Here is a 17,651-nt window from a genome sequence, read left to right on the forward strand (position 1 = left end):
CTGGAAGTGAAGGCGAACGTCCTGGACAGCCCTGTCCCTCTGAAAAAGCACGAAATGAGCGACATGATTCTGCTCCTCTCAGGAGAATCACCGCGCCTTGCGTTGCCAAAGCGATGGCAAGCTTCAGGCGGGTGGCCCCCCCGATAACTAAGACTAAAGTCCCATGGCAATTCTTTGTCAATATTACGTCGCTAAAACAGACGACTGGTCCTTTAGTCTTACAACTAGCTGTTTTTAAACGACATATAGGCGGTTGAGCGCAGGTATAGAGCGAAATGTTATTTCGAATTGTTTCACCGCCACCTACGCTGCTGCATAAGGGAGCAACGCAGCGATTTCGGAAGACTCGCCATCCACAGAGCGACCAGCCTGCGTGTGCATAAGCTGTTTGAGGAACTACATTTACCGTTAGCTGTTGCGCCACAAGGGCGACCGGCATTTCGAAGTGGGAGGACCAACATGCCCAAGCAGTCGAGCATCCGTTCCGAACTGGCCGACGCGCTCTTTCGCATGCGCCGCAGTTTTTACTCGCTGGCAGGGTTCAGCGGCGTCATAAACGTCATGATGTTGACGCCAGCTATTTATATGCTGCAGGTCTATGATCGAGCCCTGGTCAGTCGCAACGTCACGACGCTGGCGATGTTGACGGTCCTGGTGGTTGGACTGTTCCTGCTGATGTCCACGCTGGAAATGGTCCGCACCCGCGTGCTGATCAGGGTCGGCAACTGCCTGGACATGGAGCTCAACCGGCGCATTTTCACTGCTGCATTCGAGCGCAACCTGAGCCGCGCCGGAGGTAATCCGGCCCAGGCGTTGCAAGATCTCGCCCAGGTTCGTCAGTTCGTCACCGGCAATTCCCTCTTCGCTTTCTTCGATGCACCGTGGACGCCGATCTACCTGTTGGTCGCCTACCTGATCCACCCACTGCTCGGACTGCTCACACTGATCGGCTCGCTGATTCTGGTGGCCCTGGCCTGGCTCACCGAGAAGGCGACGCAGAAGCCGCTGGCCGAAGCCAACCAGGCCGCCCTCTCCTCCGCCCAATACGCCAACAACAACCTGCGCAATGCCGAAGTCATCGAGGCCATGGGCATGCTGCCGTCGATCAGCAAGCGTTGGTACCTGAGCCATCTGCGCATTCTGGAAATGCAGACCATGGCCTCCGACCGCGCCGCCCTGATCAGCAGCACCGGACGCTTCGTGCGGATCACGTTGCAGTCGCTGATCCTCGGCGCCGGCGCGCTGCTGGCAATCGAAGGCAAGATCACCCCGGGGATGATGATTGCCTGCTCGATCCTCACCGGCCGCGCACTGGGCCCGGTGGAACAGGTCATCGCGTCGTGGAAGCAACTGCTCGGCTGCCGCTCGGCCTGGGGCCGGCTCAACGAGATGCTGCACGACTATCCGCGCCGGCCACCGAGCATGTCGCTGCAGCGGCCGCAGGGCATGCTGGCGGTGGAGAATGTGTATGCCGGTGCCCCCGGTACCAACAACACGATTCTGCGTGGGGTGGGCTTCAGCCTTGTCCCCGGCGAAAGCCTTGGCATCATCGGTCCGTCCGCCTCGGGCAAATCCACCCTCGCCCGCCTGCTGGTTGGCGTCTGGCCAGCGCAGGCCGGCAAAGTGCGCCTGGACGGCGCGGACATATTCACCTGGAACAAGGGCGAACTTGGTCCATGGCTCGGCTACCTGCCACAGGACGTGGAGCTGTTCGAGGGCAACATCGCCGACAATATTGCGCGCTTTGGCGAAGTGGACAGCGAAGCGGTCATCCGCGCCGCCAAGACCACTGGCGTGCACGAGATGATCCTGCGTTTTCCTCAGGGTTATGACACCCGTCTGGGCACCGATGGCAGCCCGCTTTCCGGTGGCCAGAAGCAGCGCATCGCCTTGGCCCGCGCGTTGTATGGCGAGCCCAATCTGATCGTGCTGGATGAGCCGAACGCCAACCTTGACGACGTCGGCGAAAAGGCCCTGGTCGATGCGCTGGCCGAACTGAAGGACCGTGGCGCCACCGTCATTCTGATTTCCCACCGTCCCAACGTACTCTGCGCCGTCGATAAGGTGCTGATGCTGCGCGACGGCGGCGTGCAGATGCTCGGTACGCGCGATGAAGTATTCGCAGCGCTGCGCAAGGCCAGTGTGATGCCTGCAGGCGCGTCGACCCCGCTAGCCTCCGTCAAAGCACGGGAGTGACCGATCATGCAAATGAGCCAACACACCGAGATGATCAAAGCCGATACCAAGAGCGTGGTAGATCTGGATGTCGGTAAGCCCGCACGGTGGGGCGTGTGGCTGGTGCTCGCCGGCTTCGGCGGATTCCTCCTGTGGTCCTGGCTGGCGCCTCTGGATGCCGGCGTGGTAGCCACAGGCACGGTCAAAGTCACCAGCAATCGCAAGGCCGTACAGCACCTCAGCGGTGGTACCGTGGAGGCCATTCTCGTTCGCGAAGGCGATCTGGTGACAAAAGGTCAGGAGGTGGTCCGCCTCGACTCGTTGCGTGCCGCTTCTGAACAGGGGGCAGTCAGCGCCCAGTACATCGTCAGCAAGACCGTGGAAAACCGCCTGGAAGCGGAACGTGACGGCCGCGACGTGGTGAACTTCGACCCCGATTTGCTCCAGCGTTTCAAAGGTGACCACCGCCTGGAAGCCGCCATGGACCTGCAACAGCGCCTGCTGGACACCCGGCGCGTCGGTCTTGCTGGCGAAATCAGCATCCTGCAGGAGAACCTGGCAGCGTCGGCAGTGCAGCTCAAGGGCCTGCAGCAGGTCTATAGCGCCCGCGCCTCGCAGATCAGCTTCCTCAACCAGGAACTGCAAGGCACCCGCGTGCTGACGGCCGAAGGCTATGTGCCGCGCAACCGCCTGCTTGAGCTGGAACGCAGCAATGCCGAGCTCTCCGCCGGTCAGGCCGAGAACCTCAACAACATCGCCCGCGTGCGTAGCCAGACCACCGAAATCAAGCTGCGCATCCTGCAGCGCCAGCACGACTACCTGAAGGAAGTCGAATCACAGCTGACTGAAACCGCCAAGGAAAACACCACCCTGGCCGACCGCTTGCGCGCGCTCGACTATGAAGTGACCCACACGGTGATTCGCTCGCCCATCGATGGCATGGTCCAGGCCCTGAGCATTGCCACTGTCGGCGGGATCATTCAACCGGGCTTCAAGATCATGGAAATCGTTCCGGTCAACGAGCCGCTGCAGGTCGACGCGATGATTCCCGTGCAGGCCATCGACAAGATGGTCCCCGGCCTGCCCGTGGACATTTCCTTCCCGGCCTTCAACCATGCCAGGACGCCAAACATCCCCGGCCGCGTGAAGACCATCTCCGCCGACCGCCTGATGGACGAGGAAAGCAAGCAACCGTTCTATCTGGCTCAGGTGGAGGTCACGCCCGATGGCATGGGTCTACTTGGCAGCAATCACATTCGCCCCGGCATGCCCGCCAGCGTCACCATAAAGACAGGCGAACGCAACATGATCAGCTATCTTCTTAAACCAATGCTTGATCGTGTGGACAGCTCATTCAAGGAACAATGAGATGGAACGTCGTTGCCTGCTCTTCTGCCTGCTGGGGTTGGCCCTGCCGGCCAACGCCATGGACCTCAAGCAAGCCTGGGATCTGTTGCAGTTCCAGGGCCCTATCTACCAAGCCTCCGTGCATGAAAAGCAGGCCGGCGAGGAAAACCGCGCCATCGGCAAGGCCGGCCTGCTACCGCAGATCAATGCCTCGGGCTACCACAACAAGGTCAATGGCTCCCAAAGCCAGAGCGGCATCGACAGAGATCTCCATTACGACTCCAAGGGCGCCAACGTGCGCCTGCGCCAACCGCTGTTCAACAAACAGAAGATGGCCGAGTACCGCCAGGGTCAGCAGCGTGCCGACTACAGCAACGCGGTGTTCGATGCCAAGACCCAGGACGCCGCGGTGCGCTTGTCCGAAAGCTATTTCGATGTGCTCCTGGCCAGCGAAACCATCGTCCTGGCCAAGTCCAAGCTGACCGCCTTCGAAGAGCAACTCGCTTCGGCGAAGCGGCGTATGGAGCTGGGGGCCGGCACCGTCACCGACATCGACGAGTCGGCCGCTCGCCGCGACCTCGCTGACGCCGAGCTGATCGAAGCACAAGACAACCTGATCAACGCGCGCCGCAAGCTTGAGGAATATATCGGCGAACCCCCCGAGTCACTGACCACCTTGCGCCCGAGCTTCGATACACCACCGCTGCTACCGAGCAACCTGCAGGACTGGTTGGTCAAAGCCCAGACCGATAGCCCGCTGATCCATGCGCGCCGTTATAGCAGCGACCTCGCAGCAGAAGAAGTGAATCGTGCCAGGGCTGGCCACTGGCCAACACTGGATTTCATTGCCGGCTACACCGCGGGTGAGAGCCAGTCACTCTCCGAGTTGAATCAACGCAACCACTACGGCTCGATCGGGCTGGAAGTCAATATCCCACTGTACAGCGGTGGCGGCGTCAGCGCGTTGACACGCCAGGCCAGTGCCAATAGCGACAAGGCCATGGACGAACTCGACGCCGCGCGACAGGAAGTCATCACCGAAACCACTCGTGAGTATCAGGGCATTCTGAGCGGCGCCAAACGCATTCGCGCGCTGGAGAAGGCAGTGGAGTCCAACGAACGCTCACTGGCATCGTCACGCAAAGGCTTCAAAGAGGGCGGCACCAGCACCAACTCGGACGTCCTCAATGCCGAAGAGCTGCTCTTCGTTGCGCGCCACGATCTGTTCGAAGCCAAGATACGCTATTTGATGTCACGCCTGCGCCTGGCCTCCTCGGTGGGCAGCCTGGGCGACGACGATATCAACCAGATCAACGACTACCTCGGCCCGGAACTGCTGGTCACCAAATGACGCTTACCAGCCAGCCGGTCAAGCAAAGTGATGGCTGACCGGCCTCCCCTCTTATGGCCTCCCCCCAGTCAATGCACCTCTCGTTTGACCCATTGGTTCGTTGCTGGATCCCGGCGCAGAAAGGCAGCCGCCAGCGAAAAAACCGCCAACGTTGAAATTTGCCCACCAAGCCCTTGATTCCCTTTATGCTCGATCCAGCCCCTAATGAAAAGCCAAGCCCGGCTCCAGGCTGTAAACTGTTTCCCCATGCGCAAATTCTTGTACCTGACATTCTCCATGGCGTTGCTCGCTGCCCTCACGTCCTACGCGATGTGGGCCGCTGACCGGCCGGTGGGTCATTACCTTTCGGACCTGCGGATCAACCTGGCTGTCGACCGGGGTACGCCTGCGGACCGTGGCAATCTGTTGGGCATTCAGCCCGAACTGTTTCCTACCGATTATCAAAGTCCCGAGCGTTTGCACCGCAAGCTCGCAGCCTATCTGCAGGCAGCCCGGGACCAGGGTTTGTTGAACGGCAAGACTGTCGTCGTGTTGCCGGAACATATCGGTACCTGGCTGATGGTCAGCGGCGAGAAGGATGAGTTGTATCAGGCCAGCACCCTCAAGGAGGCCATGAACTGGCTGGCGGTGAGCAATCCCCTCAAGTTCGCCAAGGCGTTGATCAGTGCCGAGGGTGGCAACCGTCTGGACGATGCCCACCTGCGCATGAAAGCCAAGGCGATGGCCAGGGACTACCAGGCATTGTTCGGAGGGCTGGCCAGGGAATTCCACGTGACGCTGGTAGCGGGCTCCATTGTGCTGCCCGAACCGAGCATCATCGACGGCACCTTGAAAATCGGCCGCGGCGCGCTGTACAACAGCAGTGTAGTGTTCAACAACGAAGGCCTGCCGATCGGCCAGCCACAGCGCCAGATGCACCCGTTTTTCGCAGGACAGAACGGGATCAAGGCGAATGGCGAGCACTCGCTCAACGTCGTTGATACCCCCGCAGGAAGGCTGGGCGTATTGATCGGCCGCGACAGCTGGTACCCGGAAAACTACCTCAAGCTCAACGACCAAAGCGTACAGCTGGTTGCGGTACCGGCCTTTGTCGCCGGCCGTGGCACCTGGGACCAGCCGTGGCGCGGCTACAGGGGATCGCCTGCGCCTGCATCGGTCAACCTGAAGCCTGGAGAAGTCAGTGAAGGCCAGGCCTGGCAGCGCCTGACCCTCACGACCCAGATACCGGCCAGTCAGGCTGTCGCCGGCATCAGTGTGTTCCTGCGGGGCCAGTTCTGGGATCAGGGCAGCGCCGGCCACAGTTTCCTCAGCAGTAACGGCCAGCACTTTGCCGACGGCAACGCCCATGGTGCGCGTTTGCTGAACCTCTGGTTGTAAGCCATGAAAACGCCGCCGATGCGCCTCGGCGATCTGTCGGTGGGCTTTGTTCATAGCCTGGCCGATGCCGTGCGCAGTCATGGCGTCGATCCGCAGCCATTGCTCGATCAATACGGCCTCGATACAGCGCGTCTGAGCGAAGCCGGTGCCCGGCTGTCGATACCTCGCTACATGCGCCTGGGCCACAGCGCCATTCAACTGACCGACAACCCGGCCCTTGGCTTGCGCATGGGTCAACTCAGTCGCCTGAGCCAGATCGGCCTCGCAGGAGTCACCGCAGCCCAGGCGCCGACAGTACGTGAAGCCGCCCGCTGCCTGATTCGATTCGAAGCCTTGTATGGTTCCAATTATCGGGGTCAATCAAGCTTTCACGAAGACGCCCAGGGTGCATGGCTGCGTTTCTATTCGATCAGCCCCTATAACGCCTACAACCGCTTCGTGGTGGATTCGATCATCGCCGGCTGGTTGCAGCAATTATCCAGCGTCAGCCCCGCCCCGCTGCGCGCCGAACGTATCGAGATCGAATTCGAGGAACCCGTTTACCGCGCGGCCTATGACGTTTTGGGTGACTGTCCGATTCAGTTTGGCGGCGAACGCAATCAACTGCGCCTGAGCCTGGCAAGTCTCGCCCAGCGCAACCCCGAGCATTGCCCGAGCACCTGGCGGCATTTGCTGCAACTGTGCGAGCGCGAGCTGGAACAATTGACACGTACCCGCAGCCTGCGTGAACGCATCATCGCGCTGCTGGGACCGTTGCTCAATGGTGGCCGGGAGCCCGACCTGGAAGAAGTGGCGACACGCCTGAATCTGCCTACATGGACCTTGCGCCGCAAACTTGCCGAGGAAGGCACGCAATTTCGCGCAATCCTCAATGAAACCCGTCGCGACCTGGCCATGACCTACATACGCGACACCGAACTGGCGTTCGGTGAAATCGCCTACCTGCTGGGCTTTTCCTCAGCCGAAGCGTTTCAACGCGCATTCAAACGCTGGAACGGGCAGACCCCCGGCGAATTTCGCCGCAGCCATCGCCAATCCGCCTGACGCCTACAACTCGGTAGCGTCTTCCGCCGGTTCCAGTGGGTCCAGTTCGAAAGCCTGGTACTCGAGCAGCTCTTCTTGATAATCGTCCATTTTTGAATCCCCCGACCCGTATTGAAAAACGTCTGAATAAATGACCCATTCCTTGAGCATAAAGTGCCTGCGTGAAAGAAAAATGACGCGGACACGACACTCTGTCGCTACTGAATAAAACGTAGCAGCTGGTCAGGAATTTATCATTGGTTTTTTCGCGGGAGCCCGCAGAACATCGGACTTGCTTGATGCGGGTCAATCATTGAGGCGGCCACAGGATCGGTTCATCTGACCCGATCCTGTGGTGCCACCATCATTGGCCGGAGACAGGCATCGCCGGAATGGGCTCGCTCGGCGGTGGCAAGTCGCTCGGGTTCGCCGGTGGCGTGACGATTTGCGGGGCCAGTGCCGGCTCTACACTGGCCGGTGTGATTGGCGCCGCTTCAGGAGGCGGTGCAACCGGCTCGGAGGCCGCTGGCGTTGCTTCAACGGGTGCCGGTCCAGGAGCAACTGCAGCAGGCTCCGTAGCGGGTGCGGCTGCCGGGGCAGGCGCGAGCGGTGCCGGTGCGGCCTTGGCTTCAGGCATGCCCAGGTCTGTTTTCGGTTTTTCGGTGATGTGCGCAGCCTTTTTCGCTTCCGGCGGCAGGAACAGTTCGACCAATGCGAAGAAACGCTCGTAGAACTTGGCAGACGATACGGTTTCGCTGGCGACCTTGACCATCGAGTCATCGGAGGAGCCGATCGGCATCGACACCGAGCCCAACACACCCACACCAAGACTGGCGGAGTTGTTGGTTTTCTTCAGCGCATAACGATCCTGCAGGGCGTTGGCGAATACGGTCGCGTGATGCCCTTCGCTGCCATCATCGGCACACACCACACTGAAGCTGATCTCCATGTGGTTCTCGCCGGTCTGCTGGAAGCTCTTGTGACCGCTGACCAGCTTCGGATCGTTGCTGGTGATGATGTAGCCCTGGCTGAGCAAGGCACGACGGGCGGCTTCACAGCTCTGGGTATCGGTGACCGGATAGTTTCGGGAAAAGGTGCCGGAATCGTCGAAGTTCTCATGCTCGTAGATGGCGCCTTTGTTCGATGAACAACCGGCCGCAGCGGCAAGCATGGCTGCCAGCCCGACAATCCGCATGGGAAGTGATTTAAACATTGAACATCCTGAGGAAAACGGTTCGGGGCATATTGTGCAACAGATCGATGCTTAGCGGAGCATCGATTGTGTCTTAAAACGGTTACAGGCTGATTGACCCCGGTTTTGCGCAAAAGTCACCGCGGCAAGTGACGTACGGCCAAACAAAAAGACCCCGGCCTTTCGGCCGGGGTCTCCTGTACAGCGCTAAACCTGTTCAGGCATCAGTAACGCTTGATGTCCGCCTGGCTTTCCAGCTGCTTGCGATAAGCCGCAAAGTCTTGCTGGCCGATGCGCGAAGCAAGGTAGCGACGATACTGTGCTTTCTCTTCTTCGGTCGGCGCCGCCGCTTCGTTCACGCCATTGAGACGCACGATCATCAGGCTGCCATCCGCCAGCGTCACGCTGGTGAAGGTCGGCTTGTCCTTGGTCGCAGGCTTCGCCATGCGGAAGAGCGCTTGCAGCACAGCAGGGTCGACCCCTTCCTGAGCGCGAGTCGCCGCTTCAGTGACTTTCCAGGCCTGACCGTCGACCGCCTGATTCAGCGGGGTCTTGCCATCGCGCAGGCTGGCAATCAGGGCTTCAGCCCTGGTCTTGGCATCGGCGCTGGCGTGCTCCTTGGCCAATTGCACACGGATCGCGGCAGAGACGCTTTCCAGCGGCAATTGCGAAGGCTTCAAGTGCTCCTTGGCACGCAACACGACCACGGTTTCCGGATCGAGCTCGATAGCAGTGCTGTTCGCCCCCTCATCCAGGACTTCCGGGCTGAACGCGGCAGTGATCACGGCACGGTTGGCCGCAATACCCTCACCGCCTTCACGGCCGAACGGCTTGGAAGTCTGGACGGTCAGCTTCAGGTCCTGCGCCGGCTGCGCCAGATCGGACGCTTCGAACGAGGCGTCTTCCAGTTGCTTGCTTGCCTCAACGAAACGCTGCTCGACCTGCTGGGTTTTCAGACCACGGGTCAGCTTGTCTTTCAGGCTGGCGAACGTTGGCACTTCCGGGGCTTCCACACCCAACAGCTTGATCAGGTGGAAACCGAAGTCGGTGCGAACCGGCCCCGAGACCTGGTCCTTGGCCAACGAATACAGGGCCTTTTCGAACGCCGGGTCGTAGACGCCGGGACCTGCATAACCCAGGTCACCGCCGTTGTTCGCCGAACCCGGATCCTGGGAGAACTCCTTGGCCAGCGCCTCGAATTTCTCGCCCTTGGCCAGACGGGCCTGAACCTCTTCGATCTTCGCCTTGGCTTGCGCCTCGGTGGTCTTGTCATTCACTTCAATCAGAATGTGCGCAGCCCGGCGTTGCTCGGACAGGTTCGCGATTTCTTTCTGATAGGCCGCTTGCAGGTCTTCGTCCTTGACGCTGACCTGATCGAAGAAGGAAGCCTTCTTCAGCTCGAGGTAATCGATGACCACCTGGTCCGGCGTCATGAATTCCTTGGCATGTTCGTCGTAATAGGCCTTGACCTCTTCGTCGGTCAGCTTCACAGCCGCCGGGTCGGCCTTGATGTTCAGCGAGGCGAAGTCGCGGGTCTGTTTTTCCAGACGAGCAAACGCCAGCACCTGTGCATCGGTCACGAAACCGCTACCTGCCAGGCCGGCACGCAGCTGGCCGATCAGCATTTCCTGAGCCAGCATCTGGCGGAATTGCATACGGCTGTAGCCGAGTTGGCGAATCACCTGGTCGAAACGCTCGGAGCTGAACTTGCCATCAACCTGAAACTCTGGTGTTTGCAGGATGACCTGATCAAGCGCCGCTTCGGAAAAGGCGAACTTCGATTTTTCTGCGCCTTGCAGCAGCAGCTTGCGATCGATCAGGCCCTTGAGAGCCGATTCGCGCAACATTTTTTCATCCAGCAAGGAAGCATCGAAATCCTTGCCCAGCTGTTGCATGAGCTGGCGGCGTTGCATATCGACCGCCTGGCTCAGTTCGTTCTGGCTGATTTCATCGCCGTTGACCTTGGCCGCATCATTGCTGTGCGACGTGGCCTTGAAAATGGCATCGAAACCGGTCAAGGCCATCAGAACAACGATGACCCCGATAATAGTCTTGGCAATCCAGCCTTGTGAATTGTCCCTGATATTCTGCAGCATGCGTCCCCCAGAAACGGTTGAACTTCAAAATTAGGCAACCGTGGAGCGTGGGTAGAATCCGGATAGAAGAAAGGCGCATCCGAGGATGCGCCTTCTCGTAACTGGCGGAGCGGATCGAGGGCTCGAACGGGCGACCCTCGGTATCTTGAACCGGCGACCTGCAGTCAGGACTGCCGCTCCGCTGCCAAGTCAGGCATGACCCCGACCCGGATGGGTAAAAACCTGAATCGAACTTAGTTGACAGCTTCTTTCAGTGCTTTACCGGCTTTGAAACCTGGTTTTTTGGCTGCTGCGATTTCCAGCGTCTTACCGGTCTGTGGGTTACGACCAATGCGAGCTGGACGATCAGTTACGGAGAAAGTACCGAAGCCAACCAGAACAACAGAGTCGCCAGCCTTGAGAGCGCCAGTGACGGATTCGATTACAGCGTCCAGCGCACGGCCAGCAGCAGCTTTCGGGATATCAGCGGATGCAGCGATAGCATCAATCAGTTCCGACTTGTTCACTCTAAGTCCCCTTATATCTATTTGAGTATGATTCTAAGTTTTTTTGGTGAAAGCAAAAACGAGTGCTGAATGGCCTACAGACACTTAAGAGCCGCTTTATAACAAGGGCTCTAAAAAGCTGTCAAGAAAGCCCCCCAGGCAAATACGTACTAATGCGTGCTAATTCTTTCCTTAGAATCTGCGTCGCGTTTCTCATCCTTCGCGACTATCTCCGGAGCCACATCCGGCAAGGGCTCCGGCGCGTATTGCAGCGCAATTTGCAGGACCTCGTCAATCCATTTAACCGGTTTAATCTGTAGATCCTGCTTGATATTGTCCGGAATCTCTTTGAGATCGCGCACATTCTCTTCAGGAATGATCACGGTCTTGATTCCGCCACGATGGGCAGCCAGCAGTTTTTCTTTCAAACCGCCAATCGCCAGTACCTGGCCACGCAAAGTGATTTCGCCGGTCATGGCGACATCCGCGCGTACCGGAATGCCGGTCAATGCCGACACCAGGGCCGTACACATGCCCACACCGGCGCTAGGACCGTCCTTGGGAGTCGCCCCCTCCGGCATATGGATGTGCGTGTCGCGCTTCTCGTGGAAGTCCAGGGGAATGCCCAGGCTTTTCGCCCGGCTGCGAACAACGGTCAACGCAGCGGTGATCGACTCGACCATCACATCACCCAGGGAACCGGTCTTGATCAACTGGCCCTTGCCCGGCACCACGGCGGCTTCAATGGTCAGCAGTTCGCCACCCACCTGAGTCCACGCCAGCCCGGTCACCTGGCCGATCTGATCCTGCTGCTCGGCCAGGCCGTAGCGGAATTTGCGCACGCCCAGGAAATGCTCCAGCGTGTCTGCGGTAACCTTCACCGAGAAGCGTTTTTCCAGCGCATGCTCCTTGACGGCCTTGCGGCAAACCTTGGCAATCTGACGCTCAAGCCCACGCACACCGGCTTCACGGGTGTAGTAGCGAATAATGTCGCGGATCGCTTCTGCGTCAAACTCCAGCTCGCCTTTCTTCAGGCCGTTGGCAGCAATCTGCTTTGGCGAAAGGTATTTGACGGCGATGTTGATCTTCTCGTCTTCGGTGTAGCCCGGCAGACGGATCACTTCCATCCGGTCCAGCAACGCCGGCGGGATGTTCATCGAGTTCGAGGTGCACAGGAACATCACATCGGACAGGTCGTAATCGACTTCCAGATAGTGATCGTTGAAGTTGTGGTTCTGCTCTGGATCGAGCACTTCCAGCAACGCCGATGCCGGATCGCCACGCATGTCGCTGCCCATCTTGTCGATTTCATCGAGCAGGAACAGCGGATTGCGGACACCCACTTTTGTCATCTTTTGAATCAATCTTCCTGGCATCGAACCGATGTAAGTACGGCGATGACCACGAATTTCCGCTTCGTCCCGCACGCCACCGAGGGCCATGCGTACGAATTTGCGGTTGGTGGCGTGAGCGATCGACTCCGCCAGGGACGTTTTACCCACCCCTGGAGGACCGACCAGGCACAGCACCGGACCACGAATTTTCTTCACGCGCTTTTGCACGGCGAGGTATTCGAGGATGCGCTCCTTGACCTCTTCCAGGCCATAGTGGTCGGCATCCAGAATGTCTTCGGCGCGCGCCAGGTCCAGGCGCACCTTGCTCTGGGCCTTCCACGGCACTTGCACCAGCCAGTCGATGTACGAACGCACCACGGTCGCTTCCGCGGACATTGGCGACATCTGCTTGAGCTTGTTCAGCTCGGCCGTCGCCTTGGCCAGCGCGTCTTTCGGCAGGCCGGCGGCATCGATACGCTTTTTCAGCTCTTCGACTTCGTTGTGACCTTCGTCGCTGTCGCCGAGCTCTTTCTGAATGGCCTTCATTTGCTCATTCAGGTAGTACTCGCGCTGACTGCGCTCCATTTGTTTTTTGACGCGGCCGCGAATGCGTTTCTCGACTTGCAGCAGATCGATCTCGGCATCCAGCAACGCCAGAACGTGCTCGACACGGGCCGACAAATCGATGATTTCGAGGATTTCCTGCTTCTGCTCGATCTTCAGGGCCATGTGCGCGGCCATGGTGTCCACCAGGCGGCCCGGCTCGTCGATGCTGTTGAGCGACGACAGGACTTCAGCCGGGACTTTCTTGCCCAACTGCACATATTGCTCGAACTGCGACAACAGGCTGCGCACGAACACTTCCGACTCGCGCTCTGGCGCGTCGACTTCGTCGATCAGGGAGATTTCGGCACGGCAGTGGCCGTCCACTTCGCTGAAGCGCTCAACGGCGCCCCGCTGCTCACCTTCGACCAGAACCTTGACCGTGCCGTCAGGCAGCTTCAGCAGCTGCAGAACGGTAGCAATTGTACCTACGCGATACAGGGCATCTTCACCGGGATCGTCGTCAGCCGGGTTTCTCTGGGCCAGCAGAAGAATCTGCTTGTCACCCGTCATCGCAGCCTCGAGGGCTTCGATGGATTTCTCGCGCCCCACGAACAGCGGGATAACCATGTGCGGATAAACCACGACATCACGCAATGGCAGGAGAGGCAATTCGATGGTTGTCTTCATGATTTCGCCTCTACGGCGGCCATAAGGCCGTAAACAGATGGAAGTAAGCTTGAAACCAAGATGGGGGCTGCCTTGAAAAAAAACAAGCACAAAGACAGTGTTAAAACCCGCAAAAAGCAAAGGGGCCCGAAGGCCCCTTCTTTATTCGAGCTGCGTGACGCTTAAGCGTCTGGCGCGGCCTTGGCGGTCGGCTCACTGTTTTCATAGATATACAGTGGCTTGGACTTGCCTTCTATCACGCTTTCATCGATCACTACTTTGCTCACCTCGGATTGCGAGGGGATTTCATACATAGTGTCGAGCAATACACCTTCGAGAATCGAACGCAGGCCACGGGCACCGGTTTTACGCTCCAGGGCACGCTTGGCGACCGATTTCAGAGCGTCGGAACGGAACTCCAGATCAACGCCTTCCATCTCGAACAGCTTGGCATACTGCTTGGTCAGGGCATTTTTCGGCTCGGTGAGGATCTGCATCAACGCAGCCTCGTCAAGCTCGTCCAGCGTGGCAAGTACCGGCAGACGACCGACGAATTCCGGGATCAGACCGAACTTGACCAGATCGTCAGGCTCGACTTCACGCAGGGATTCACCGACTTTCTTGCCCTCTTCCTTGCTGCGCACTTCGGCACTGAAACCGATGCCGCCCTTGGTGGAACGGTTTTGAATAACCTTTTCCAGACCGGAAAATGCACCGCCGCAGATGAACAGGATGTTACGGGTGTCGACCTGCAGGAATTCCTGCTGCGGATGCTTGCGACCACCTTGAGGCGGAACCGAAGCGACCGTGCCTTCGATCAACTTGAGCAGGGCCTGCTGCACGCCTTCACCGGAAACGTCCCGGGTGATCGACGGGTTGTCAGACTTGCGCGAAATCTTGTCGATTTCATCGATGTAGACAATGCCCATCTGGGCTTTTTCTACGTCGTAATCGCATTTCTGCAGCAGCTTCTGAATGATGTTCTCGACATCTTCACCCACGTAACCCGCCTCGGTGAGAGTGGTTGCGTCAGCGATGGTGAACGGAACGTTCAGCAAGCGGGCCAGTGTTTCGGCAAGCAGGGTTTTACCCGAGCCTGTCGGGCCGATCAGCAGGATGTTGCTCTTGCCGAGTTCGACGTCGTCATTCTTTTTGTCACGCTGATTCAGGCGTTTGTAGTGGTTGTACACCGCTACGGCCAGAACCTTTTTCGCTCGCTCCTGACCAATCACATACTGATCGAGGATGCCGCTGATTTCTTTAGGCGAAGGCAATTTATGCGCGCTGCTTTCGGCCTGTGCTTCCTGCACCTCCTCGCGGATGATGTCATTGCACAGGTCGACGCACTCGTCGCAGATAAAGACCGAGGGGCCGGCAATCAATTTGCGTACTTCATGCTGGCTTTTGCCACAGAAGGAGCAATAGAGCAGCTTGCCGTTGTCCTCGCCGTTGCGGGTGTCAGTCATTCGTTCGATCCAAATCCGATAGGCTTGCAACACAAGATGAAGGCTATTGCGGGCTTTTTCAAGCCCGCTGGTGTCGGACCCGCCGACCAAGCCTGTTTTGAGCTGCTTATTTTAAACAGGGCGCTGGCTGATCACTTCGTCGATCAAGCCGTACTCACGTGCAGCATCTGCACTCATGAAATTATCGCGGTTGGTATCGCGCTCGATTTCTTCAAGGGTGCGCCCGCTATGCTTGGCCATCAGCGTGTTGAGACGCTCGCGGATAAACAGGATTTCCTTGGCATGGATTTCGATATCCGACGCCTGGCCCTGGAAACCGCCCAGCGGCTGGTGAATCATCACACGCGAGTTCGGCAAGCAGTAACGCTTGCCAGGGGCACCGGCCGTCAGCAGAAACGCGCCCATGCTGCACGCCTGACCGATGCAGGTGGTCGACACGTTGGGTTTGATGAACTGCATGGTGTCGTAGATCGACATGCCCGCCGTCACCGAACCGCCCGGGGAGTTGATATAGAGATGGATGTCCTTGTCCGGGTTTTCCGCTTCAAGGAACAGCAGTTGCGCACAGATCAGGTTGGCCATGTAGTCCTCTACCGGGCCAACCAGAAAGATCACTCGCTCCTTGAGGAGGCGCGAGTAGATGTCGTAGGCGCGCTCGCCACGAGCGGACTGCTCGACAACCATCGGGACCAGGCCGCCTGCGGCCTGGATATCAGAGTTCTGCTGAATATACGAATTACGGAACATGCTCTGCAGTCACTCCCAAATAGTTATGTCTTGAATACGCATAAGCCAGCACGAAGGCTGGCTTATGGTGTTTGCTTCTTACCGCAAAAGTGATCAGTCGGCTTGTGGAGCTTCTACCGGCTTGACCGCTTCTTCGTAAGAGACCGATTTGTCGGTCACGCTAGCTTTCTGCAGAACAGTATCCACAACTTGCTCTTCCAGCACAACCGAACGAACTTCGTTCAGTTGCTGGTCGTTTTTGTAGTACCAGGACACAACTTGCTCAGGCTCCTGGTAGGCCGAAGCCATTTCCTGAATCATCTCGCGAACGCGGGCTTCATCTGGCTTGAGGCCGAATTGCTTGACCACTTCTGCCACGATCAGGCCCAGCACTACGCGACGCTTGGCTTGCTCTTCGAACAGCTCGGCCGGCAGTTGGTCTGGCTTGATGTTGCCGCCGAACTGCTGAACAGCCTGCACGCGCAGACGGTCAACTTCGTTGGACAGCAGAGCCTTTGGCACTTCAATCGGGTTGGTGGCCAGCAGACCGTCCATTACCTGATTCTTGACCTTGGATTTGATCGCCTGACGCAGTTCACGCTCCATGTTCTTGCGAACTTCGGTACGGAAACCTTCCAGACCGGTTTCCTTGATGCCGAATTGAGCGAAGAACTCTTCGGTCAGTTCTGGCAGTTTTGGCTCGGAAACGGAGTTTACAGTCACGGTGAACTCGGCGGTTTTGCCAGCCAGGTCCAGATTCTGATAGTCCTCTGGGAAGGTCAGGTTCAGAACGCGCTCTTCACCAGCTTTAGCACCAACCAGACCGTCTTCGAAGCCAGGGATCATGCGACCGGAACCCAGAACCAGCTGAGTACCCTTGGCGGAACCGCCAGCGAACACTTCACCGTCGACCTTGCCGACGAAATCGATGTTCAGCTGGTCTTCGTTCTGGGCAGCACGATCGGCCACTTCGAAACGGGTGTTCTGCTTGCGCAGGATTTCCAGCATCTTGTCCAGATCGGCATCAGCCACGTCAGCGCTCAGGCGCTCGACGGTGATACCTTCGAAACCGGCAACGGTGAACTCAGGGAACACTTCGAATACAGCTACGTATTCCAGGTCCTTGCCAGCTTCCAGGGACTTTGGCTCGATCGAAGGCTGACCAGCCGGGTTCAGCTTCTGCTCAACCACAGCTTCGTAGAAGGAAGACTGGATCACGTCGCCTACGGCTTCCTGACGAGCATCGGCACCGAAACGGCGCTTGATTTCGCTCATTGGCACCTTGCCTGGACGGAAGCCAGCAATCTTGGCCTTTTGGGCGGTCTGCTGCAGACGCTTGTTGACCTGGCTCTCGATGCGCTCAGCCGGCACGGTGACGCTCATGCGGCGCTCAAGAGCAGTAGTATTTTCAACAGAAACTTGCATGGATATTCCTCGTTGCACAGACGTTAGCCGGCCGTTTCCGACCCCAGAATCAAGGGCATGCATTCTAGTGGGTCAAACTCAAGAAGTCACCCTACTGAAAACGGGTAAAAAAGCAGCAGGCAATTTATAGGTGCGAATGCACGAATGCACCTCGCCCCGATGGCAAATACAGCCAATCACGCCAGGGCTCTGCGCCGACCTTTTCATATATTGAAGAGGTCGCCAGTCATCCCCCTGACAGCCGATCTCGCAAGCAAGGCCGGCGGGCAGGACAGCATCATCGAGAAACATAAATACGACGAAACGCCCTGCCCCTGCGACCCTGAACCTGCGGCCGCTGAAACAAAAAAGGCGCCAGACTTTTCAATCTGGCGCCTTTCGAAATATGGGGTGGACGATGGGGATCGAACCCACGACAACGGGAGTCACAATCCCGTGCTCT

The 17,651-nt window shown here is 58.4% G+C and carries 13 protein-coding genes; 6 read left to right on the plus strand and 7 right to left on the minus strand.

Annotated elements, in window-relative coordinates; genetic code table 11:
* Positions 1-459: 459 nt before the first annotated feature.
* The 5 genes from ACCD00_RS19535 (at position 460) to ACCD00_RS19555 (ending at position 7,294) form a co-directional block, all read left to right on the plus strand.
* On the plus strand, positions 460-2,196 hold the full coding sequence (locus ACCD00_RS19535; RefSeq protein ID WP_413427007.1) for a type I secretion system permease/ATPase: 1,737 nt from the start codon (positions 460-462) through the stop codon (positions 2,194-2,196).
* A gap of 6 nt (positions 2,197-2,202) precedes the next feature.
* Positions 2,203-3,543, plus strand: a complete 1,341-nt coding sequence (locus tag ACCD00_RS19540; RefSeq protein ID WP_413427009.1) for an HlyD family type I secretion periplasmic adaptor subunit — start codon at positions 2,203-2,205, stop codon at positions 3,541-3,543.
* Between the two features lies 1 nt (position 3,544).
* The gene (locus ACCD00_RS19545) at positions 3,545-4,873 is read left to right on the plus strand and encodes a TolC family outer membrane protein (RefSeq protein WP_413427011.1); all 1,329 of its coding nucleotides are present in this window, start codon (positions 3,545-3,547) and stop codon (positions 4,871-4,873) included.
* 246 nt (positions 4,874-5,119) lie between these two features.
* Positions 5,120-6,250: a nitrilase-related carbon-nitrogen hydrolase gene (locus ACCD00_RS19550; protein WP_413427013.1), complete on the plus strand. Its 1,131-nt coding sequence runs from the start codon at positions 5,120-5,122 to the stop codon at positions 6,248-6,250.
* Between the two features lie 3 nt (positions 6,251-6,253).
* The gene (locus ACCD00_RS19555) at positions 6,254-7,294 is read left to right on the plus strand and encodes an AraC family transcriptional regulator (protein ID WP_413427015.1); all 1,041 of its coding nucleotides are present in this window, start codon (positions 6,254-6,256) and stop codon (positions 7,292-7,294) included.
* A gap of 343 nt (positions 7,295-7,637) precedes the next feature.
* On the opposite strand, the gene ACCD00_RS19560 is transcribed toward ACCD00_RS19555, so the two are convergent.
* The 7 genes from ACCD00_RS19560 to tig all read right to left on the minus strand — a co-directional run bounded on the left by ACCD00_RS19560 (position 7,638) and on the right by tig (position 17,209).
* Positions 7,638-8,486 (minus strand): DUF2242 domain-containing protein, encoded by an 849-nt coding sequence (locus ACCD00_RS19560; protein ID WP_413427017.1) that lies wholly within the window; start codon positions 8,484-8,486, stop codon positions 7,638-7,640.
* Positions 8,487-8,689: 203 nt separating this feature from the next.
* Positions 8,690-10,561, minus strand: a complete 1,872-nt coding sequence (locus ACCD00_RS19565) for a SurA N-terminal domain-containing protein (protein WP_413427019.1) — start codon at positions 10,559-10,561, stop codon at positions 8,690-8,692.
* Positions 10,562-10,794: 233 nt separating this feature from the next.
* Positions 10,795-11,067 (minus strand): HU family DNA-binding protein, encoded by a 273-nt coding sequence (locus tag ACCD00_RS19570; RefSeq protein ID WP_002552737.1) that lies wholly within the window; start codon positions 11,065-11,067, stop codon positions 10,795-10,797.
* Between the two features lie 149 nt (positions 11,068-11,216).
* Positions 11,217-13,613 carry an endopeptidase La gene (gene lon, locus ACCD00_RS19575; RefSeq protein ID WP_413427021.1) on the minus strand — a complete coding sequence of 799 codons (2,397 nt, stop codon included), beginning with the start codon at positions 13,611-13,613 and terminating at the stop codon, positions 11,217-11,219.
* A 161-nt stretch (positions 13,614-13,774) separates the two neighbouring features.
* A complete protein-coding gene (gene clpX, locus ACCD00_RS19580) occupies positions 13,775-15,058 on the minus strand; it encodes an ATP-dependent Clp protease ATP-binding subunit ClpX (RefSeq protein WP_008019824.1) in 1,284 nt (427 codons plus the stop codon).
* 111 nt (positions 15,059-15,169) lie between these two features.
* Complete coding sequence (gene clpP, locus ACCD00_RS19585) at positions 15,170-15,805, minus strand: ATP-dependent Clp endopeptidase proteolytic subunit ClpP (RefSeq protein ID WP_008019823.1); 636 nt, start codon at positions 15,803-15,805, stop codon at positions 15,170-15,172.
* Positions 15,806-15,898: 93 nt separating this feature from the next.
* Positions 15,899-17,209, minus strand: a complete 1,311-nt coding sequence (tig, locus tag ACCD00_RS19590) for a trigger factor (RefSeq protein ID WP_413427024.1) — start codon at positions 17,207-17,209, stop codon at positions 15,899-15,901.
* A 144-nt stretch (positions 17,210-17,353) separates the two neighbouring features.
* Between tig and ACCD00_RS19595 the strand changes: the two genes are divergently transcribed.
* Positions 17,354-17,651: hypothetical protein (locus ACCD00_RS19595; RefSeq protein WP_413427026.1), on the plus strand; the 298-nt coding region annotated here is incomplete at its 3' end.

Origin of the sequence: Pseudomonas sp. Pseusp3, from assembly GCF_047304225.1 — a bacterium.
Classification (GTDB): domain Bacteria; phylum Pseudomonadota; class Gammaproteobacteria; order Pseudomonadales; family Pseudomonadaceae; genus Aquipseudomonas; species Aquipseudomonas fluorescens_CD.